The organism is Bifidobacterium sp. LH_389, from assembly GCF_056357235.1.
In genome coordinates, this window is record NZ_JBKEVR010000003.1 from 148,491 (window position 1) to 168,648 (window position 20,158).

15 protein-coding genes are annotated in these 20,158 nt (G+C 66.1%); 13 read left to right on the forward strand and 2 right to left on the reverse strand.

The window, feature by feature from the left end; translation table 11 throughout:
* Nucleotides 1–510 precede the first annotated feature (510 nt).
* Genes AC1AZA_RS04755 through pknB form a run of 7 tightly spaced genes read left to right on the forward strand, consistent with a single transcriptional unit; the run spans nt 511 to nt 9,717 of the window.
* Nucleotides 511–1,212 carry an FhaA domain-containing protein gene (locus AC1AZA_RS04755; protein WP_476513602.1) on the forward strand — a complete coding sequence of 234 codons (702 nt, stop codon included), beginning with the start codon at nt 511–513 and terminating at the stop codon, nt 1,210–1,212.
* Between the two features lie 28 nt (nt 1,213–1,240).
* Nucleotides 1,241–1,801, forward strand: a complete 561-nt coding sequence (locus tag AC1AZA_RS04760) for an FHA domain-containing protein FhaB/FipA (RefSeq protein WP_476513603.1) — start codon at nt 1,241–1,243, stop codon at nt 1,799–1,801.
* Between the two features lie 6 nt (nt 1,802–1,807).
* Entirely contained in the window at nt 1,808–3,436 is a 1,629-nt protein-coding gene (locus AC1AZA_RS04765) for a PP2C family protein-serine/threonine phosphatase (protein ID WP_476513604.1), read from the forward strand.
* A complete protein-coding gene (locus AC1AZA_RS04770; protein ID WP_476513605.1) occupies nt 3,433–5,010 on the forward strand; it encodes an FtsW/RodA/SpoVE family cell cycle protein in 1,578 nt (525 codons plus the stop codon). Before AC1AZA_RS04765 ends, AC1AZA_RS04770 begins: the two co-directional genes overlap by 4 nt.
* Nucleotides 5,007–6,464 carry a peptidoglycan D,D-transpeptidase FtsI family protein gene (locus AC1AZA_RS04775; protein WP_476513606.1) on the forward strand — a complete coding sequence of 486 codons (1,458 nt, stop codon included), beginning with the start codon at nt 5,007–5,009 and terminating at the stop codon, nt 6,462–6,464. The genes AC1AZA_RS04770 and AC1AZA_RS04775 overlap by 4 nt, the downstream gene beginning before the upstream one ends.
* Nucleotides 6,461–7,417 carry a serine/threonine-protein kinase gene (locus AC1AZA_RS04780; protein ID WP_476513607.1) on the forward strand — a complete coding sequence of 319 codons (957 nt, stop codon included), beginning with the start codon at nt 6,461–6,463 and terminating at the stop codon, nt 7,415–7,417. The genes AC1AZA_RS04775 and AC1AZA_RS04780 overlap by 4 nt, the downstream gene beginning before the upstream one ends.
* Nucleotides 7,414–9,717, forward strand: coding sequence for a Stk1 family PASTA domain-containing Ser/Thr kinase (gene pknB / locus AC1AZA_RS04785; RefSeq protein ID WP_476513608.1), 2,304 nt, complete (start codon nt 7,414–7,416; stop codon nt 9,715–9,717). The genes AC1AZA_RS04780 and pknB overlap by 4 nt, the downstream gene beginning before the upstream one ends.
* Before the next feature lie 183 nt (nt 9,718–9,900).
* Here the strand turns inward: pknB and AC1AZA_RS04790 are convergent, their stop codons facing one another.
* On the reverse strand, nt 9,901–11,067 hold the full coding sequence (locus tag AC1AZA_RS04790; RefSeq protein WP_476513609.1) for an ATP-binding protein: 1,167 nt from the start codon (nt 11,065–11,067) through the stop codon (nt 9,901–9,903).
* 298 nt (nt 11,068–11,365) lie between these two features.
* Between AC1AZA_RS04790 and AC1AZA_RS04795 the strand changes: the two genes are divergently transcribed.
* Nucleotides 11,366–13,873, forward strand: coding sequence for an alpha/beta fold hydrolase (locus tag AC1AZA_RS04795; RefSeq protein ID WP_476513610.1), 2,508 nt, complete (start codon nt 11,366–11,368; stop codon nt 13,871–13,873).
* A 44-nt stretch (nt 13,874–13,917) separates the two neighbouring features.
* The gene (locus AC1AZA_RS04800; RefSeq protein ID WP_476513611.1) at nt 13,918–14,976 is read left to right on the forward strand and encodes an alpha/beta fold hydrolase; all 1,059 of its coding nucleotides are present in this window, start codon (nt 13,918–13,920) and stop codon (nt 14,974–14,976) included.
* 49 nt (nt 14,977–15,025) lie between these two features.
* Here AC1AZA_RS04800 and AC1AZA_RS04805 read toward each other — a convergent pair whose 3' ends face one another.
* On the reverse strand, nt 15,026–15,808 hold the full coding sequence (locus AC1AZA_RS04805) for a hypothetical protein (protein WP_476513612.1): 783 nt from the start codon (nt 15,806–15,808) through the stop codon (nt 15,026–15,028).
* 474 nt (nt 15,809–16,282) lie between these two features.
* Between AC1AZA_RS04805 and AC1AZA_RS04810 the strand changes: the two genes are divergently transcribed.
* The 4 genes from AC1AZA_RS04810 (at nt 16,283) to AC1AZA_RS04825 (ending at nt 20,115) form a co-directional block, all read left to right on the forward strand.
* Entirely contained in the window at nt 16,283–16,459 is a 177-nt protein-coding gene (locus tag AC1AZA_RS04810) for a hypothetical protein (protein WP_476513768.1), read from the forward strand.
* A gap of 196 nt (nt 16,460–16,655) precedes the next feature.
* Complete coding sequence (locus tag AC1AZA_RS04815) at nt 16,656–18,344, forward strand: VWA domain-containing protein (RefSeq protein ID WP_476513613.1); 1,689 nt, start codon at nt 16,656–16,658, stop codon at nt 18,342–18,344.
* Nucleotides 18,344–19,033, forward strand: a complete 690-nt coding sequence (locus tag AC1AZA_RS04820) for a hypothetical protein (RefSeq protein ID WP_476513614.1) — start codon at nt 18,344–18,346, stop codon at nt 19,031–19,033. The genes AC1AZA_RS04815 and AC1AZA_RS04820 overlap by 1 nt, the downstream gene beginning before the upstream one ends.
* Complete coding sequence (locus AC1AZA_RS04825) at nt 19,030–20,115, forward strand: hypothetical protein (protein WP_476513615.1); 1,086 nt, start codon at nt 19,030–19,032, stop codon at nt 20,113–20,115. The genes AC1AZA_RS04820 and AC1AZA_RS04825 overlap by 4 nt, the downstream gene beginning before the upstream one ends.
* Nucleotides 20,116–20,158 lie beyond the last annotated feature (43 nt).

Here is a 20,158-nt window from a genome sequence, read left to right on the forward strand (position 1 = left end):
ATCTGCGGCTCGCTCGGCGCAGATTGGAAACTTTGACCGGAAAATGACGCCACCGAGGGCCGAAATAGTGGTCAAACGCTCCAGTTTGTGCCGAACGGGGCGCGGATTGGAAAGATTGGACGGACACGGGAGCGCGGATGGGCGCGGGCAGGTACGGGCATGCGGGCGTGGACGCGGATTGGCACGGGCGCGCGGATTGGCGCGGACGGACTGGCGCGGACGGATTGGCGCGGACGGATTGGCACGGACGGGCGGGCGCACGGGCGTGTGTGCGGGCGGGCACAGCCGGAAACGGGCGCGGGCGGAGTAAAAACAGTGAGCTTTCCCCACCGAGGGGGTGCTCGCCCGGCGTGGCGCGGGGATATTATGGGTGAGATACGGCAAAAACAGGGAAAAGACCACCGCTCCGCACCTGTTTCGCCCCGAATACTTGCAAGTGTTTCACAAGAGGAATGCCGCCGGGCCGCCGGGCCGCGTACCATTGAAGGCAGTATGAAGAAAGGGAATACCATGAGCTTTCTCGATCGTTTTGAGAAGAAGGTCGAAGGAACGGTCAACGGCGTCTTCGCGAAGTTCGGCTCGAAGGACCTCCAGCCCGTCGACCTCTCCAGCGCCCTCGAGCGCGAGATCGACGCTCAGGCCATGCCCGTCGGCCGCGACCGGACCGTGGCGCCCAACGAGTACCGCTTCAAGCTGAGCACCCCCGACTTCGACCGCATCGAATCCTGGGGTAGCGAGGCCATGGCCAACGAACTGGCCGACAACCTCACCAAGTACGCGGAAAGCCAGCATTACGCGTTCATCGGCCCCGTGGTGGTGATCTTCGAGGAGGACCTGAGCCTGACCAAGGGCGACTTCCACCTGTCCTCCGAATCCGTGCAGGGCAACGCCGCGCCCGTCACCGCGCCGAGCGAAACCAAGGACTGCCCGGTGCTGGAGATCAACGGCCGCCAGTACCTGCTCACCGCGCAGCAGACCACGCTGGGCCGCGGCTCCAACTGCGACATCGTGATCGACGACCCGGGCATCTCCCGCAAGCATCTGGAAATCGACATCACCGACAAGGGCGTGATCGCGCGCGACCTTGGCTCCACGAACGGCACGTACGTGGAGGGCCATCAGGTGCCCGCCGCCACGCTGCTCGACGGCAACACCATCACCATCGGACGCACGCGAATCCTCTACTGGGCCTCCGCTCAGGAGCAGGAGTAAGGCCCAACGGGCTAGCTAAGGTCCCATCATGACCGAGTTGACGTTCGCGCTCCTCAAGTACGGGTTCCTCGTACTGCTGTGGGCGTTCGTATGGCTCGCGGTCCGGTCCCTGCACCGGGACATCGCCGCGTTCAGTCCCAAGCCGTCCCGTTCGCGTCGCAAGCGCGAGCGTGCGGCCCGCCGTGCCGCCGAGGCCCCCGTGCCCGAGGCCCAGGCGTCCGCGCCTGCACCGCGCAGCCATGTTTCCGCACGCAACAACGCCGCTTCCGCCGCGGATGCGGAGTCGTCCAAGGGCGCTCCCGCCCTGCTGGTCGTAATCGATGGCCCGCTGGCCGGCGCGACCGTGCCGTTGAGCGGCGAGGCGATCACCATCGGCCGTGCGGCCTCCAACACCGTGGTACTCAACGACGAGTTCGTCTCCGGCCATCACGCCCGCGTGTACGTGGACCCCTCGAGCGGCCAGTGGGCCATCGAGGACCTCGGATCCATGAACGGCACCGTGGTTGCCGGTCAGCGCATTGAAGCCCCCACCATCCTTCCCGCCCGCGTACCCGTGCGCATCGGCGCTACCACACTGGAATTGAGGTAGACGCCCATGCCCGATTCCTCGCAGCTTTTCCTATACTCCACCACCGTTTCCGACGTGGGCTACGTGCGCAGCAACAATCAGGACTCGTCGTTCGCCGGCGAGCACCTGATCGCCATCTGCGACGGTATGGGAGGCCATGCAGGCGGCGACACGGCATCCACCATCGCCATCCGGTCGCTGGCACACATCGAGCACGACGACACCACCGGCGACGTGAAGGCCGTGGCGGACATGCTCGAGGCGTCCGTGCTGGCGGCGCACGACGCGATCGTGGGCAAGGCGCGCCGCGAACGCAAGCTCTCCGGCATGGGCACGACGGTGACCGCCGTGGCGCTCGTGGGCGGCTACTGGGTGATGTCGCACATCGGCGATTCGCGCGCCTACCTGCTGCGCGACGGCAACCTCATGCACGTCACGCAGGACCACAGCTACGTGCAGCATCTCATCGACACGGGTCACATCACGCCTTCCGAGGCGAAGACTCACCCGCAGCGCAACGTGGTGATGCGCGTGCTCGGCGACTTCGACATCGACCCGCGACCGGACATCATGATCCGCGCCGCCAAGCCCGCCGACCGCTGGCTGCTGTGCTCCGACGGCCTGTGCGGCGTGCTCGCCGATTCGACGATCGCGCAGACGCTCGCCTCCGTGGCCGACCAGAACGAATGCGCCCAGCAGCTCGTGCAGATGGCGCTCAAGGCCGGCAGCACGGACAATGTGACCGCCGTGGTGGCCGATGCAACCCTCGCGCTCGACGCGAACGCGTTCGATCTGCCTCACCAGACCCCGCTCATCGGCGGGGCGGCCAGCGCGAGTCTGGAGCCGATCGCCGACATTTTGGACAAGCCGGTGGCGGCGGCTCCCAAGCTCAAGGACTCGGGCAGTTCGCCGGCCAGCCGTGCCGCGGCGCTCGTGCAGGCTGCGGAGCACGGCGATGATCCGGACGCGCAGCGTGCCGATGCAGGCAATGCGGGCGATACGTCCGGTGCCGGGGCACCCGCAGCGGGTGAGCGCCGCGTGGCGCAGCCCTCGGAGACCCGTGCGGAAACCGGCGAAATGCAGGTGCCGGACACCGGTGAGATTCCGGTGATCATGAAGCGTGACGGCCGCATGACCGACGATCCGTTCGATCCGGACGTGGTCAACGCCATTCAGCACGACCACCGGGCGCGTGCACGCCTCCGCCGCAATCGCAGGCGCCGCGGACGCGTGGCCGTGATCGTGCTGCTGGTGCTGGCGCTGGTGGCGGCGGGCGTTGGCGTGTACGGCACGTACCGTTGGAGCCAGACCCGCTATTATCTGGGCGAGCAGGACGGCATGGTGACCATCTATCAGGGCGTGCCCACGGACATCTTCGGCCTGAAGCTCTCGCACGCGGTGCAGACCACGAGCGTGAGTCTGGACGAGCTGCCGGAGAACTGGCGTGAACAGCTGCGTCAGGGCATTGCCGTGGACAGCCTCGATGCGGCCCGCGAACGTGCGCGCTACATCAGCGAGGAGAATCGGAACCTGCAGCAGGCGGCCGCATCGCCGTCGTCAACGCCTTCGCCGTCCGATTCGGCCAGCAGCCCGGCCAGCCCGAGCACGTCTGCCGCGACGCCGGCTCCGTCCGCAGGGCAGGTGAGCCAGCAATGACCGGCACCCGCCTGCGCCAACTTGCGCTCCTGCTGTTCTCGTTTGCGATCGTCGGCCTGGGCTTCTTCCAGATGTTCCAGCGCACCGAAGGCCACATGCCCATGGATGTCACCGTACGCCTGCTGGGCGTGGCGGCCATGTTCGTGGTGATGTGGGCGCTGCTCGCCCGGTTCCAGCCGTACGGCAGCCAGACGCTCGTGCCGTGCGTGATCCTGCTCACCGGCATCGGCACCATGATCATCGCGCGCATCGACGCGGCGCAGAACACGTCCGTCGCCTCGCGCCAGCTCATCTGGCTCATGGTTGCACTGGCCCTGAGCTGCGCGCTCGTGGTGGGGCTGAAGGACTACCGCGTGTTGCGCCGCTTCTCCTACGTGAGCATGGTGGTCGGTCTGGCATTGCTGCTCGCCCCCATGCTGCCGGTGCTGGGCCATGAGGAGGGCGGTTCGCGCATTTGGATCAAGATCGGCGGCTACACCATGCAGCCGGCCGAATTCGCCAAGCTGTTCCTCGCGTTCTTCTTTGCCGCCTACCTGTTCGACCATCGCGACCAGCTTGCCGTGGGTGGCAGGAAGGTGCTCGGCTTCCGTCTGCCGCGCATCCGCGACCTCGGCCCGATCATCATTGTGTGGGCGGTGTCCATGGGCGTGCTGGTGCTGCAGCGCGATCTGGGCACCTCGCTCATGTTCTTCGCCATGTTCGTGTCCATGCTGTACGTGGCCACGGGCCGCAAGAGCTGGATCGTCATCGGCCTCGGCGCGTTCGTGGCCGGTGCGGTGGTCGCCTCCACCGTGTTCAGCCACGTGGGCAACCGCGTCAACGCGTGGCTGCATCCGTTCGACCCGGACGTGTACAACGCGGTGGGCGGCTCCGAGCAGATTGCCAAGGGCGTGTTCGGACTGGCCGCCGGCGGCCTAAGCGGCACCGGACTCGGTCAGGGGCACCCGTACATCACGCCGCTGAGCTTCTCCGACTTCATCTACGCCTCCGTGGGCGAGGAGCTGGGACTGGCCGGCGTACTCGCCGTGCTCATGCTTTACCTCATCATCATCGCCACGGGCATGGTGACGGCCATGAAAATCAAGGACGGTTTCGGCAAGCTGCTGGCCTCCGGACTGGTGTTCACCATGGCGTTCCAGGTGTTCACCGTGGTGGGCGGTGTCACGCTCGTCATCCCGCTCACCGGTCTCACCATGCCGTACATGGCCGCCGGCGGCTCCAGCCTGCTGGCCAACATGCTGCTGCTCTCGCTGCTCATCGTCATCTCCAACGCGGCGAACAAGCCCCAGCCGGACACCACTTCCGAAACCTTCCAGTACGAGGCGCTGGCCGTGCTGCGCGAGCAGGAGGTCAAGGAGCGCGCCGAGCAGGTGAGGAAGCAGGAGGCGCAGAACGCCATGGCCACGCAGGTCATCGCCACGCGGTCGGTCGTGCCGGTCGCGCCGGTCGCGCCCGGTGACGGGGAGCCTGACGCAGAGGAGCCCGACCGGGACACCCACCGCCAGCCCCGGCTGGACGACGACATGATCGAGGACGAACGCAGGAGAGCGGGAACGCAGGGAGGCAACGCATGAACAAGTCGCTGCGCCAGCTCTTCACGGCCGTCATCACGCTGTTCGTGGTGCTGGGACTGTCCAGCACGGTGATCATGGCGTTCAAGGCGGACGATCTCAACGCCGACCCGCGCAACCGTCGCGGCCTATACGCCGAATACGGCATGCCGCGCGGCTCCATCCTCGCCTCGGACGGCACGGTCATCGCCCAGTCGAACCCTGTGTCCGACTCGTTCAAGTACCAGCGCGTCTACTCGGATGGCACCCTGTACGCGCCCGTCACCGGCTACTATTCGATCACCAGCCGCTCGGATCGCGGCATCGAGGCCTCGCGCAACTCGCTGCTCTCCGGCCAGTCGGACAGCCTGTGGCTCGACCGCGTCCGCTCGCTGTTCACCGGTTCGGAAACCAAGGGCGCCAGCATCGAAACGTCCATCAATCCGGCCCTGCAGAAGGTGGCGATGGATGCGTTGGGAGACCGGGAAGGCGCGGTCGTGGCCATTGAGCCGAGCACCGGGCGGATTCTGGCCATGGTGAGCGCGCCCAGCTACGACCCCAATCCGCTCGCCTCGCACGACGGCACGCAGGCGATCAGCGCCTACCAGACGGCCGTGAACGCGGACGGCAACCCCATGCTCAACCGCACGATCAGCGAGCATTATCCGCCCGGGTCCACGTTCAAGATCGTCGTGGCGGCAGCGGCCCTCGAATCCGGCCAATACCAAGCGGGCACCCAGATTCCCGCCGGTGCCAGCTACACGCTGCCCGGCACGGTCACCAACCTGACCAACACCACGTCGCAGGCGGCCGGCTCCAACGGGCAGATCAGCCTCAAGGACGCGCTCACGTGGTCCAGCAACACCGCGTTCGCACAGCTCGGCGTCAAGCTCGGCAATGCGGCGATCGGCGAACAGGCCCAGAAGCTCGGATTCGACCAGCCGATCGTGGTGGACGACTCCGGCTCCGGAGACACGACGGTCTCCGCCACCGCCTCGCAGTTCCCGAACACCACCGGCGCGGACAAGCTTGCTCTCGCGTCCATTGGGCAGGGGGACACGGTGGTCACGCCGCTGCAGAACGCGCTCGTGGCGGCCGCGGTGGCCAACGGGGGCAAGGTGATGAAGCCCACGCTGGTGGATCGCGTGCGCGGTGCGGACCTGAGCGTGATCTCGGAAACCAAGCCGACGGTGATGAGCCAGGCGTTCTCGCAAAACACGGCGAACGCCCTGAAGGATATGATGGCTTCGGTGGTCAGTCAGGACGCGCCCAGTCTGCAGCTCAGTCAGGGCGTGGCCGCCAAGACCGGCACCGCGCAGATCGGCAACGGGGAGAGGATTGACGGGTGGACCGTCGGATTCGCCCCGGCGGACAATCCGAAGATCGCGGTGGCCGTGGTCGTCCACAACGTGAGGGGTTTCGGCGTGAGCACCGCCGGCCCGGTGATGAAGAAAGTGATGCAGGAGGCGCTGAAATGAGACTCGTCGAAGGCCAGCTCATCCACCGGCGCTATCGTCTGGACAGGCGCTTGGCGCAGGGCGGCATGGGCGAAGTGTGGAAGGGCTACGACATTCAGCTCGACCGTCCGGTGGCCATCAAGGCCTTGCGCCGCGACATGCAGGACACCGAGGCCAAGCTCAAGCGTCTGCGCGCGGAAGCCCATAATTCCGCCAATCTGGCGCATCCGAACATCGCCGCCCTGTTTGAGTACTACGAGCACGACGGCATCGGATTCCTCATCATGGAGTACGTGCCGAGCAAATCCCTCGCGGACATCTACCGCGAACGCGGAGCCATGCCCGCGCTGGAACTGCTGCCGATCCTCATCCAGACGGCCCGCGGCCTGTTCGTGGCGCACAGCCATGGCGTGATCCACCGCGACGTGAAGCCGGCGAACATCATGGTGTCCGACAACGGCGAGGTGAAGATCACCGACTTCGGCGTCTCCTACTCCACCAATCAGGTGCAGATCACCCAGGACGGCATGGTGGTGGGCACCGCACAGTACATTTCCCCCGAACAGGCGCAGGGACTGACGGCCACCCCGCAGTCCGACATCTACTCGCTGGGCGTGGTGGCGTACGAAGGCCTTGCCGGTCACCGTCCGTTCACCGGAGCCACCGCGGTGGACATTGCCGCCGCGCACGTCAACGAACCCGTGCCGCCCCTGCCGAGCGCCGTGGACACGCAGCTCGCGCACTTCGTCATGGCGATGCTGGAGAAGGATCCAGCGAATCGTCCCACCGACGCACTCATGGTCGCACGCACGCTGGCGAAGATCGAACGTCGTCTGCTTGATCAGGAAACGCCCAACACCGAGATGATTCTCGGCGCGGGCAAGAAGCTTCCCCGCATGGTGGTCAGCGCCCCGCATGGCGCCAGGCTGCTGAGCGAAGCGGGGTCGAACACCACTCAGGAGGTATCGCGATGAGCGCACTCACTCCCAACACACTGGCGAACGGCCGCTACCGCCTCGATCACGTCATCGGCCACGGCGGCATGGCCGAGGTCTACATGGCGCTGGACACCCGCCTGAACCGCACCGTGGCCGTGAAGATCATGCGGTCCGACCTCGCCAACGACTCCATCTTTCTGGCGCGCTTCAGCCGCGAGGCCCAGTCGGTCGCCAAGATGAACAACCCGAACATCGTGTCCATCTACGATTCGGGCGACGAGGTGTTCGCCACGGACGGCGGGCAGAGCGAGCGCGTGCCGTACCTCGTCATGGAGTACGTGCAGGGTCAGACGCTGCGCGACATCATCAAGGCCAACGGCCCGCTGAGCCAGCGCGACGCCGAACAGGTGATGCTCGGCGTGCTCAACGCGCTCGACTACTCGCACCGCATGGGCATCATCCACCGGGACATCAAGCCGGGCAACATCATGATCTCCGACCAGGGCATGGTCAAGGTGATGGACTTTGGCATCGCCCGTGCGCTGGACGATTCCGCCGCCACCATGACCCAGTCGCAGGGCGTGGTGGGCACCGCGCAGTACCTTTCCCCCGAGCAGGCGCGCGGCGAGAGCGTCGATGCCCGCTCCGACCTGTACTCCGCCGGCTGCGTGCTGTACGAGATGCTCACCGGCCGGCCGCCGTTCACCGGCGACTCGGCCGTGGCGATCGCCTACCAGCACGTCTCCGAAGTGGCCACGCCGCCCAGCACGCTCGTGCCCGGGCTGCCGTCCATGTGGGATTCGATCTGCGCCAAGGCCATGGCCAAGGACCGCATGAACCGCTACGCCACCGCCGCGGAGTTCAAGAACGACATCCTGACCTTCATGAACGGCGGCATGCCCGTGGCGGCCGCGTTCAACCCGCTCACGGACCTGAGCAACATCAAGGCGCGCAAGGCGGAGGAGACCGCCGCGGAGACGCAGCCGACCGGCACCGCCACCATGGCCATGCCGCCCGCCGCGGACACGTCCGCCACCACGCAGTCGCTGGGCGCGCCCACGCAGGCGTTCAACCCGATGACCGGCCAGTTCGAATCCGTGCCCGGACCGCTGTCCCCGGCCACCACGGACACGCTGCCCAAGACGCGCGTCGCCCAGCGCAACGCCGCCAAGAAGAAGGGCAAGCGCAACACGGTGATCGGCATCGTGGTGGGGCTGCTCGTGCTCGCCGGCATCGTGGCGGGCGCGTGGTGGTACATGACCCGCGACACCACGAAGTACGTGGCCGTCCCGCAGCTGACCTCCTCCATGACGGAGGCGCAGGTGCGCAACGCGCTGGCCGCCGTGAACCTCAAGCCGGACGTGCAGGAGGACACCGACTCCTCCCAGCCCGCCGGCACGTTCACCAAGCAGGATCCGCCCGCCGGCACGCAGGTGCCCGAGGGCAGCAGCGTCAAGGTGTGGTTCTCCGCCGGACCGGCCACCAAGACCGTGCCGTCCGGCCTGGAGGGGCTCGACCAGGACGAGGCGGCAGCGAAGATCCAGACGGCGGGCTTCACCGTCAGCCCGTCCAACAAGACGGAGGACAGCGCCACCGTGGAGAAGGACAAGGTGACCCGCACCTCCCCGGCGGCCGGCGAAAGCGCCGCCAAGGGAACGGCCATCACCCTGTACATCTCCAACGGCATGACGACCATGCCCGACTGGACCGGCAAGTCCCAGACCGACGTGACCAACGACCTGCGCAACTACCCGAAGTTCAAGGTGTCCATCCAGACCGAGGAGTCCGACACCGTGGCCCAGGGATCCGTGACCCGCACCTCGCCCGCGGCCGGCACGCACGTGGCGCAGGACGAGTCCGTGACGATCTTCGTCTCCGCCGGCAGGAAGCAGGTGAGCGTGCCGAACGTGATGGGCCTCACCCTCGCGCAGGCCAAGCAGGAGCTCAACGGCTTCAAGATCACCGTCAGCGGCTCCTCCGACGACAGCGCCAAGGTGACCGGGCAGACCCCGTCCGCCGGCTCCACCGCGGAATCCGGTTCCGAGATCACGCTCACCACGCAGGCGGGCAAGACCGCGGTGCCGTCGTTCTCCGCCGGCACGACCACGCTTTCCGAATACCAGTCCATGCTTGAGGAGGCTGGCCTGCAGATGAAGGTGCAGGGTTCCACGGCCTCCAACGCGATCGTGGTTTCCGTGAGTCCGACCGGCAGCGTGACCGCCGGCTCCACCGTGACCGTGACCACCAAGGCGCCGACCTCGTCGTCCGCCGGAACCGGAAACGGCTCCGGATCCGGAACGGGCAACGGCTCGGGCTCCGGAAGCGGGGCGGACTGAGCCGAAGCCGGCTGGCTGGTTGGCTGGTCGGCTGGACGGCTGGCGAAATACGGGCTGAACGTCGCGAAATCTGCAATGCCAAGCGCGAATCTATCGCTGGAGCGATCATTTGGCGCTTGGAATCCGGAATTTCGCGACGTTCAGCCCGTATTTTGGTCGGTTGCCGGTTCCGTGCCGCTGCAGTCATTGCACGAGGCGTCCAAGATCCTTGAGACCGATGACCTGACCGTGGCTGGTCGGGAAGGTTTCCGTGCCGCCGTAGACCACGAACCTCCGTTCCGGGGACAGGCCCATGAGCGGAGCGATGTCCTCGAGGATTGCGAATGCCTTCGCGTTGTAGGTGGCGGACGACTTAATCTCCACGGCGTACTGCGGCATGCCGCCCTTTTCGAGGATCGCGTCGATTTCCTTTTTGTTGCTGTCCCTCCAGTAGAACAGCCGCGGTTCTCTTCCCAAAGCCTGATACCGTTTGATGAGCTCGACCATCACCGCGTTTTCATAAAGGTTGCCCCGGTGCTGGCTGGCAAACATCTGGTCTTCCGATTCGATCCCGAGCAAGTTTGCGGCCAGACCGGTATCGTAGAAATACAGTTTGGGGGATTTGACGAGACGTTTGCCGTAGTTCCGGTGGTAGGGCGGCAGACGAAAGACGATGAAACTGGCTTCAAGGATGGATAGCCAGTCACGTGCCGTTTCCGTGCTGATGCCGCAGTCGTTGGCGAGACTGGAGATGTTCAGCACTTCGCCGATCCGCGTGGCGCATAAGGTGAGCAGCGCGTTGAAGCCGGATATCTTCTTGACGCCCAGCTCCTCACGGACGTCCCTGTCGACATAGGTGGCGATGTAATTCGGAAAGAAGTCCTCCGGGGCTATGCCCATCGTGTTGAGACGCGGGTAACCGCCCTTGAACAGGAATTCGCTGACCGACGACGGGGCGAACTCACTGCCGGCCAGCTCCTCATAGGACAGCGGCAGCAGATGGAGTATCGCCACGCGGCCTGCCAACGATTGGGAGATGCTCTTGAGCAGCAGGAAATTCTGTGAGCCGGACAGCACATACTGCCCCGGTTCGCCGCGGCGATCCACCATGCCCTGCATGTAGGAAAACAGTGAGGGAACCCGTTGCGCCTCGTCGATGATCACTCGGGAATCGAATCGTTCCAAGAACGAGCGGGGATCTTCCGCGGCCAACGATCGCATGTCCTCGTCCTCCAGCGACACATAGCGGTATTGGGGGAAGACGTCGCGCACCAGTGTGGATTTTCCGGATTGACGAGGGCCGGTTACGGTCACGACTGGGAACTGGCCGGCCATGCGCGCGAGTTTTCCCGCCAAAGCCCTTGGAATCATGCCGATCGTCTCCTTGTGCTAGTCGATTTGCATACAATATACTAGACGATTTACATAAATTATACTAGACGATTTGCATAAGTTACAACATGCGATTTGCATGAATCCTTGACGTGTGGGGCCGTTGTCCCCGGAGTTTTGTCCGTTCGCGAAAGTGCGGCCGGTTCCACGCCGGATTGGCGTGCCGCGCGGACGGCCGGGGGAGTGCGAGCGACGCGGGGTGATAGCGTGGACGTAACGGAAACGGGCATGCTGCGGGCGTGCCCCGGACATGTCTCGAGCACTAAGGAGCGACGCGATGGGCGATCAGGTACACGAAACGAACGGGACCGGCACGGCGGGCGAGGCGATGCAGGCGGCGATCCGTGACTTCCCGCGCAAGCGCGCCCGTACGCTGCGGTTCTCGGGGGCTGCGCCGCGGTCCGCGAAGCTGCTGGGTGACGGCGAACGCGCGCTGTTCCTGCGCTCCGACGGCCCGGAGGATCTGGTCACCAGCCTGTGGCTCAGCTGGTTCGACTCGGCCGGCGAGCACCACGAGACCAAGCTGGCCGATCCGCGCGAACTGCTGGCCGACGCGGACAACGAGGACGTTCCGGCGGAGGAGAGGGCCCGGCGCGAGCGTGCGCGCGAGGGCGGCGCGGGCATCGTGAGCTACTCGGTGGACTCCGCAGGCCGGCGCGTGACGTACGTGATCAACGGGCAGCTGTTCCTCACCGAAATCGTGGACGAGGACGGTGACGGGGCCGGCGAGGAGCCGACCGTGCGCACCCGCCAGCTGTGCGTGGACGAGCGGGGCGTCAACGCGCTGGCCGACGGCACATACGGCCCGGTGCTCAACCCGCGCATCAGTCCCGACGGCCGGCACGTGCTGTACACCACCGGCGAGCATCTGATGCTGGTGGACATCGCCCCCTGGCCGGAGGACCCCGACGAGGACGCCGAGGAGCCCGCGGGGGACGTGGACGACGGCGTGTTCGTGGAGGCGGACGCCATGGAGACGGCGCTGAGCGAAGGCCTGTACGGCGCCCCCGCATGCCTCGACTCGGTCGGTCCGGTCTACGGCGTGTGCGGCGAGGACGATGACGTGGAGAACACGTGGAAGATCGGCCTGGCGGAATTCGTGGCCGGCGAGGAGATGGACCGCTACGACGGCTTCTGGTGGGGGCCCGATTCGCGGCACATCCTGTTCGAGATGTTCGATGCGCAGTACGAGCCGATGTGGTACATCAGCGACCCCGCCCACCCCGACCGTCCCGCCGAAGGGCGGCGCTACCCGCGTGCGCTCACCCGGAACGCGGACGTGTACCTGACGGTCGGCGAGCTGCTGTTCGACGAGCGTGGCGGCTGCACGGGCTTCGGCGGCGGCCACCCGGTCCGCTGGGACCGCGATGCGTACGAGTACGTGGCCTCCGTGAGTTGGCCCGCCGGCCGCGGCCCGATCGTGCTCGTGCAGGACCGTTGCCAGCGCAACGATCAGGTGCTGTCCGTGGACCAGTCCACCGGAGAGACCGCCGTGCTCGAAACCCACCATAACGACCAGTGGATCGATCTGGTGGCCGGCACGCCCGCCATGACGCCGGACGGCCGTCTGGTCTGCCCGCTCAACGACATGGCGGCGGACACCAACCGCCTGACCGTGGACGGCGAGGCGTTCACCCCGGCCGGCTGGAACGTGCGGCAGGTGCTGGACGTGACCGACCGGGACGTGCTCGCCGTGGCGCAGCGCGAACCTGACCTGACCGGCCCGATCGCCGGGGCTGAGGCCGGCGGCTGGACCGACCCGGCCGACCACGACGCCCGCAGCTTCGACGTGGTCTCGATCGCGTTCGACGGCACGGTCATGCCCGTCACCCGCAGGCCCGGCGTGTGGCATGCGGAACGCGGCGTGCGCGGCTCGATCGTCTCCGGGCGCGGCATGGCCGACGCCAGGGGCGAGATGGTCCACATCCTCACCGACGGGTCCGGCCGCGAAACCGCCCGCGCACGGATCGCCAACGAGGCCGCCACGCCCGGATTCGCGCCGAACACCGTGTTCGTGCGTCTGGGCGAGCACCGCCTGTACACGGCGATCACCTGCCCGTCCGAAGGCTGCGAGACGGCCGAGCGCATCAAGGCGGCCAACGGCGGCAAGCTGCCCGTGCTGCTCAAGCCCTACGGCGGCCCCGGATTCCAGCAGGTGGTGCTCCAGCAGGGCTACTACTGGGAGTCGCAGTGGTGGGCCGATCAGGGATTCATCGTGGTCACCGCGGACGGCCGCGGCACCACCGGGCGCGGGCCGAAGTGGGACCGCGAGATCTTCGAGAATATGAAGGACGTCACGCTCGCCGACCAGGTGGAGGCCGTACGCGCGCTCGCCGACGTGCCCGAGGCTGCGGACGCCGATCTGGACAAGGTGTGCATGATCGGCTGGTCGTACGGCGGATTCCTGTCCGCGCTGGCCGTACTGGACGCCCCGGACGTGGTCAAGGCCGGCTGCGCGGGCGCCCCGCCCACCGACTGGACGCTGTACGACACGCACTACACCGAGCGCTATCTGGGCCTCGACCCGCAGGTGTACGAGCGCAACGGCATCGTGCAGGACGCGCCGAAGCTCGCCCGCCCGCTCATGCTCATCCACGGCTTCGCGGACGACAACGTGACCATCGCCCACTCGCTCAGGCTTTCGCAGGCGCTCATGGCCGCGGGCCGGCCGCACACCTACCTGCCGCTCACGGGCATCACGCACATGACCAACGACGAGACCGTGGCGGAGCGGCTGCTCACCCTGCAGCGCGACTTCCTGTACGAGGCGTTCGGACTGCGGTAGCGCGGGCCGGGTGGCCGGCGCATGCCCTGCGCTAGTCTGGAGCCATGCAGATCACGCTCGTGGACGAGAACGACTACCGCAACCAGATGCGCACCAAGGTGCTGCCGACGCTTGAGGCGTGCCGGGACGAGGGCTGGTTCGACCCGCCGTCGCCCAAGGGCCTCGGCCCGGCGCCCACGGGCGGCAAGCTGCACTACGTGTGCTACGACGCCGCCCGGTTCGACGCGATCAGGGTGGCGGGCGCGGACGCCACGTTCCGCGGCGCGATCGTGATCAGCCACGGGTTCACCGAGTTCGCCGCCAAGTACGCGGAGATGGTGTGGTACTTCCTGCTCGCCGGCTATTCGGTGTGCGTGCTCGAGCACCGCGGCCACGGCCGGTCCGTGCGGGACGTGAAGGACCGTTCGCTGGTGTGGATCGACGACTGGCGGCGGTATGTGTCCGATCTGGCCGCCTTCGCCGAGACGATCGGCCAGCAGTACGCCGGCGGCAGCCCGCTCAACCTGTACGCGCATTCGATGGGCGGCGGCATCGGCGCGGCGGTGCTCGAGCAGTACCCCTCGCTGTTCGACCGGGCCGTGCTGTCCGCGCCCATGATCGCCCCCGCCACCGGCATGCCGAACGGGGTGGCGCGCGTGCTCGCCGAGGGCATGTGCGCGTTCGGCCTGAGCCGGCATGTGGTGTTCGGGCAGGGGCCGTTCGACCCGAACAATCTGGATCTGAGTGAGCACAAGGGGGCTTCCGAGGCCCGCGTGCGCTGGTTCCACGAGCTGCGCTGCGAGGACGAGCACCGGCAGACCAACGCGGCCACCTTCGAATGGGTCCGTCAGGCGCTGCGGTTGTCTCGCGCGGTGAGCCGCCCGGAGGCCTGCGCGAACGTGGAGACGCCGATCCTGCTGTTCCAGGCCGACCGGGACATTTGGGTGCTCAACCAGCCGCAGGACCGCTTCGCCTCGCTGGTGCGCGACGGCGGCTGCCAAGTGGAGCTCGTCCGCGTGCCCAATTCGCTGCACGAGCTGTTCAGCATGCCCAACGCCGTGCTGCGGCCCTACCTCGACCGCATCCTCGACTTCCTGGACGACCCGGTCACCGCCGCGCTGTAGGCTGTCCGTCTCGCAGGACCGCGGTGCCGCGAGTGTTTTTTTGCTGTGCTTATTGCCGTGGTATGGGATTGCCGAAGGTCTTCATTTCCCCGGACCCGTTGAACTGGGTGCAGGCGTAGAGTTTGGACAGTTCGGAGCCGTCGTCCCAACCGTTCCAGTCCAGCATGTCGTCGCGGAACTCCTCGCTCAGGCGCCGCAGCCCGTCGTCGCCCGCGGCCCATGAGTCGTCGATGCGGCTGGCGTACGAGGGGGCGTTCGCCCTGATGCATTCGGCCTTGCTGTCGTATTGTCTGCGCGCGTATTCGTTGAGGTCGGTTTGCGACGTGACCGCGCTTTCGACCTTGTTGAATACCGCGCATTTGGCCGCCGTGTCCTCCAGGAGCTGGCTCTGCTGTTCCGCCCATTGCCGTCCTTCCGGGGTGGTCAGCCATTGGGTTTGGAGGTCGAGGTCGGACAGGTATGGTTCCGGCATGCTGGTGCGTTCGGGGTTGTCCTTGCTGAATCCTATGTAGGTGCCCGGCAGGGTCCATGGTTCTATGTCGAGGTTGTAGCCGTATTCGCCGGCCAGTCCGTGTTTTTCGTAGCACGCGAATTGCGCTTCGATGGCCTGTATGGTCTCGGCGTGGCTTACCTTGCCGTCGGCGAGGATCTGGTTGACTAGGTCGTCGTCTGACGACCAGGATGCGATCCCGGCATCCATAAACCGTTCGCCGCCGTTCCCGCCGTCGGACGGTCCGATTGCGCAGCTGGACAGCACCAGTGTCAGAGCCGCGGCCAGTGCGGCGGCGAATATTGTGCCGTTGCTGGCGATAAGAGTCCTGCGGATTCCCATGATTGTTGCCTTACCGTGGAGCTATTGTCCTGTGGCCATCAACATTGATGGCCACAGGACGGTTGTGACATATATGGTGAAATTAGGACTTGTACAAATAATGGAACACGTGACCGCCATTGACAGCGGATAAAGAAGCGAAAGCGTGGGTTTTTCTTGTTTTCATGATGTAAATCCTTCGTTGTGACAAGAATTTGCTCGAACCAGTGTTTCGTCGCTGAAACACCTTGTGAAGAGGGGATAAAACCCTCCTGATAAGTTTAACAGTATTTTTCAAGTAGACTTCGCAGTCCGCACCTTCCGTTAAGTGACTCGTGATATTCCTAACTGTGAGTCAGTTAATCGCAAACCGGTGAATCCGCTTGCCTTGCGTCGCATAGGGGGTACGTGGGACGCCAATCCCGTGGCGCGGGAGCAGACGGATATCGACGTCATCGCCGCCGACCCGGAGACGAGGCAGATCATGCTGGGCGAATGCAAGTGGCGCAACTCGTCGGAAGGGCCGGATTGGTGCCGGGATATCCCGTGGACGATACGCGGTTCATCCTGTTCACCAAGGAGCCCGTCAGCCCGGCGACCGCGGCGAAGTACGCCGATGACGACCGTTACACGTTCCTCTCGGTCGGCGACCTGTACGCCGGCTTGGCCTGACCGCGGCGCTGACGATCGTGTAGGCGGGCCCCGTTCGCGTCCCTGCGCCCGTTCCGATGCCCACCGTTCCGCTACAATGCAGGTAAAACGATCGACTACGTTGCTGGCCTTGGAGATTCACTTTACGTTCACGTGACGTTCATTTTGGCGACTCCGCAAGGAAGCACTGGTGATCGACAATGGGGCTATGAACACCATGGGAAAGCGTATCCTCAAGGCGGTGGCCGCGCTCGCGGCAGGGGCGATGATGCTCGCGGGGGCGGGCTGCTCGGCATCGGTCACGGGCAACACGGGTAACACGAACGGCGGGAACACCGCGCAGAACGGCGACAAGGTCCAGACCTTCACGCCGGCGGGCGGCAAGGCCACGGCCACGCTCAACATCGCATCCGGCTCGGAGAACAAGGAAGTCGCCGCGGCCGTGCAGAAGGCCGCCGACGAATCCGGCGTGGCCGTCACACTCAACTACATGGGCTCGCTCGACATCATGAGCGTCCTCGAAAACGGCGGCGAAAACTACGACGCCGTCTGGCCCGCCTCCTCCATGTGGATTTCCATGGGAGACACCAAACACCTCGTCAAGAACGCCACGAGCACCTCCACCACGCCCATCGTCTTCGGCATCGAGAAGGCCAAGGCCGTCGGCCTCGGCTGGGCGGACTCCTCCGGCAAGACCAAGGCCGTCGCCACCGCGGACATCATCGACGCGGTGACCGCCGGCAAGCTCAAGTTCTCCATGACCTCCGCCACCCAGTCGAACTCCGGCGCCTCCGCGTACCTCGCCTTCGCGGCCGCCCTGTCCGGCAAGTCCGAACCGCTCACCGCGGCCGACTTTCAGAACGCCGACCTGCAGTCCAAGGTCACCGCGCTGCTCAAGGGCGTGGACCGCTCCTCCGGTTCCTCGGACTGGCTCAAGGACATGGTGGTGGCCAACCCGGACCGCTTCGACGCGATGGTCAACTACGAATCGCTGGTCATCCAGGCCAATAAGCAGCTCACGCAGGCCGGCCACGACCCGCTGCTCGCCGTCTACCCGGCCGACGGCATCGCCATCTCCGACTCGCCGCTCGGCTACGTGGACCGCGGGCAGAACCTTGCCGACGCGTTCGCCAAGTTCCAGCAGGCGCTCGGCTCCAAGGACTCCAAACTCGAATTCGAGCGGGCCGGCCGCCGCACCGGACTGGGCGGCACGCTCACCTACGGTTCGGACGCGCAGGTGCAGCAGTCGTTCAAGGCCGACTGGGGCATCAGCACGGACGCCAGCGTGCTCAAGACCATCCCGCTGCCCGCCGCGGACGTGATCGACCAGGCGCTGAGCATCTACCAGTCCGGGCTGCGCAAGCCCAGCTACACCATCTGGGTGGTGGACTATTCCGGCTCCATGCAGGGTGCCGGCAAGAACGGCGTGGTTGACGGCCTGAACGCCGCGCTCGACCCGGATCAGGCTAAGGCCTCGCGCATCGAACCGTCCGACAAGGACGTCAACGTCTTTATCCCGTTCTCCTCCAACCCGTCCCCGGCGTTCAAGGTCACCGGCAAGGACACGCACCTGCTGCTCAGCAACGCGGCCGACCGCAACCCGGTGGGCGGCACCGACATCTACTCCGCGCTCGATGCGGCCTTCGAGCAGATGCCGAGCAACGCGGCGGACTACACCGTGGCCATCGTGCTCATGACCGACGGCCAGTCCGAAACCGAGAATCAGGAGCAGTTCAAGACCGACTATCGCAGCCGCGGCAACGACGTGCCGATCTTCTCCATCATGTTCGGCAGCGCCGACCCGACCCAGCTCGACGAGATCGCCGCACTGTCCAACGCCAAGGTGTTCGACGGCCGCTCCGGAGACCTCGCCGCCGTGTTCCGCCAGGTCAAGGGATACAACTGATGCTCAGCGTGGTACTTGGATTCGTTGCCGGGCTGGCGCTCGGCGCGCTCGGCTTCGTGATCGCGGGCGGCGGGGTGCCGGGCCTCGTCGTGGCGGTGGTCGCGGCCGCCAGCGGCTACGTGGGCGTGAGCACGCTGACCGAACCGGAACGCAGGATCGGCAAGATGCTCGCCTCCGCACTGCCCAACGGGCAGAAGGCCGCGGACGCGATCGACGCCGCCAACGCCAGACTGAAGCTCATCGAAGGGACCCTCCGGGACGTGCAGGACCCGACCGTGCGGGCGGAGGCGAACGACTTCATCGTGGCCACACGCGACCTTGTGCGCTACGTGGGCACCGATCCGGGCGCATGGAACACGCTGCGCCACTACATCACCGTCTACGGCGAGCAGACCTCCAAGCTGCTCGAATCCTACGTGGACGTGGAACGTTCCGGGGCTGGCGACCAGCTCGCGCGCGCCCGGCAGGAAACCATCGAGGCGCTGCAGGTGCTGGAGAAGGCCGCGGCCGGCGAGCTGTCCCGGGCCGTGTCGTCCAAGACGCTCGGCATTGCGGCCGACTCCGAGGCGATCGAACGGCTCGCGCGCATGGACGGCTACAGCCTTGAGGAGTCTGCCGCGGCAGGCGCACATGCCGGTGCGCAGACGGGCATGGCCAACGGCGTGAAGGGGACGGAGGAGACGAAGTGAAACTCAGCAAATCGAAGATCATCGGCCTGGTGGCGCTGATCGTAGTGGTGGCCGTGCTCGGCGGGGCCGCCGTCTGGCAGCAGACCCGCCCCAAGCCCGCCGCGCCCGTGGAACTGACGGAGGTCAACGGATACCTCGGTGGCGAGAAGATCGGTCTGTTCGACGACCCCCAGTTCGCGCAGGCCGCCGCCGCGCAGGGCCTCAAGATCAACTACCGCAAGGCCGGATCGCTGGCCATGATGGACGCCGACCGCACCGGCATGGACTACCTGTTCCCGTCCTCTCGCGCCGCCGTGGAATACGGCAAGGCCAAGGGCGTGAACGCCTCCAATTCGGACATCGTCTTCAACTCGCCCATCGTGCTCTACACGCACAAGGCCGTGGTGGACGGGCTCATCTCCGGCGGGCTCGTCACCAAGAACGGCGAGGTCTACCACATGGACATGGCCAAGGCCGTGGACGCGCTGGTCAACAACAAATCCTGGGCCGACGTAGGCTACAAGGCCGGCTACGGGCAGTTCCGCATCGACTCCACCGACCCGGTCCAATCCAACTCCGGCAACGAATACGCGGCCCTCGTGGCCACCGTGCTCAACGGCGGCCAGCCCGCCACCGTCGACTCCGTCAAGCGCGACGCGGACAAGATCAAGGCCATCTTCTCCAAGTCCGGATGGATGGAGACCAGCTCGGAGGACAGCTTCAACCAGTTCCTCACCCTCGGCGTCGGCTCCAAGCCCATGATGATCGGCTACGAATCGCAGATTCTCGATCTGGCCGTCAACCAGCCGGACGCCTACCAGCAGATCAAGGACGACGTGGTGATCGTCTACCCCACGCCCACCGTGTGGAGCACACACACCCTCATCGCCCTCGACGACAACGGCCGCAAGCTCATGGACGTGCTCAAGTCCGCGGACGTGCAGAAGCTCGCCTGGGAGCGCCACGGCTTCCGTGCCTCCAACTTCGTGGGCACGGACTCCATCAGCCGCTTCGGCGTGCCGTCCGCCGCCGACCAGCTCAACGCCGTGAGCGAACTGCCCAACAACGACGCCATGCAGGCCATCATCGCCGCGCTGTCATAATCGCTGTCACAGTCGCAACGCCAAACCCCGTCACCCGCCATCG

Bases quoted from the DNA above. Each gene is read 5' to 3' on its own strand.
- AC1AZA_RS04755 (WP_476513602.1), top strand. From the start codon at position 511: ATGAGCTTTCTCGATCGTTTTGAGAAGAAGGTCGAAGGAACGGTCAAC.
- AC1AZA_RS04760 (WP_476513603.1), top strand. From the start codon at position 1,241: ATGACCGAGTTGACGTTCGCGCTCCTCAAGTACGGGTTCCTCGTACTG.
- AC1AZA_RS04765 (WP_476513604.1), top strand. From the start codon at position 1,808: ATGCCCGATTCCTCGCAGCTTTTCCTATACTCCACCACCGTTTCCGAC.
- AC1AZA_RS04770 (WP_476513605.1), top strand. From the start codon at position 3,433: ATGACCGGCACCCGCCTGCGCCAACTTGCGCTCCTGCTGTTCTCGTTT.
- AC1AZA_RS04775 (WP_476513606.1), top strand. From the start codon at position 5,007: ATGAACAAGTCGCTGCGCCAGCTCTTCACGGCCGTCATCACGCTGTTC.
- AC1AZA_RS04780 (WP_476513607.1), top strand. From the start codon at position 6,461: ATGAGACTCGTCGAAGGCCAGCTCATCCACCGGCGCTATCGTCTGGAC.
- pknB (WP_476513608.1), top strand. From the start codon at position 7,414: ATGAGCGCACTCACTCCCAACACACTGGCGAACGGCCGCTACCGCCTC.
- AC1AZA_RS04790 (WP_476513609.1), bottom strand. From the start codon at position 11,067: ATGATTCCAAGGGCTTTGGCGGGAAAACTCGCGCGCATGGCCGGCCAG.
- AC1AZA_RS04795 (WP_476513610.1), top strand. From the start codon at position 11,366: ATGGGCGATCAGGTACACGAAACGAACGGGACCGGCACGGCGGGCGAG.
- AC1AZA_RS04800 (WP_476513611.1), top strand. From the start codon at position 13,918: ATGCAGATCACGCTCGTGGACGAGAACGACTACCGCAACCAGATGCGC.
- AC1AZA_RS04805 (WP_476513612.1), bottom strand. From the start codon at position 15,808: ATGGGAATCCGCAGGACTCTTATCGCCAGCAACGGCACAATATTCGCC.
- AC1AZA_RS04810 (WP_476513768.1), top strand. From the start codon at position 16,283: ATGCAAGTGGCGCAACTCGTCGGAAGGGCCGGATTGGTGCCGGGATAT.
- AC1AZA_RS04815 (WP_476513613.1), top strand. From the start codon at position 16,656: ATGGGAAAGCGTATCCTCAAGGCGGTGGCCGCGCTCGCGGCAGGGGCG.
- AC1AZA_RS04820 (WP_476513614.1), top strand. From the start codon at position 18,344: ATGCTCAGCGTGGTACTTGGATTCGTTGCCGGGCTGGCGCTCGGCGCG.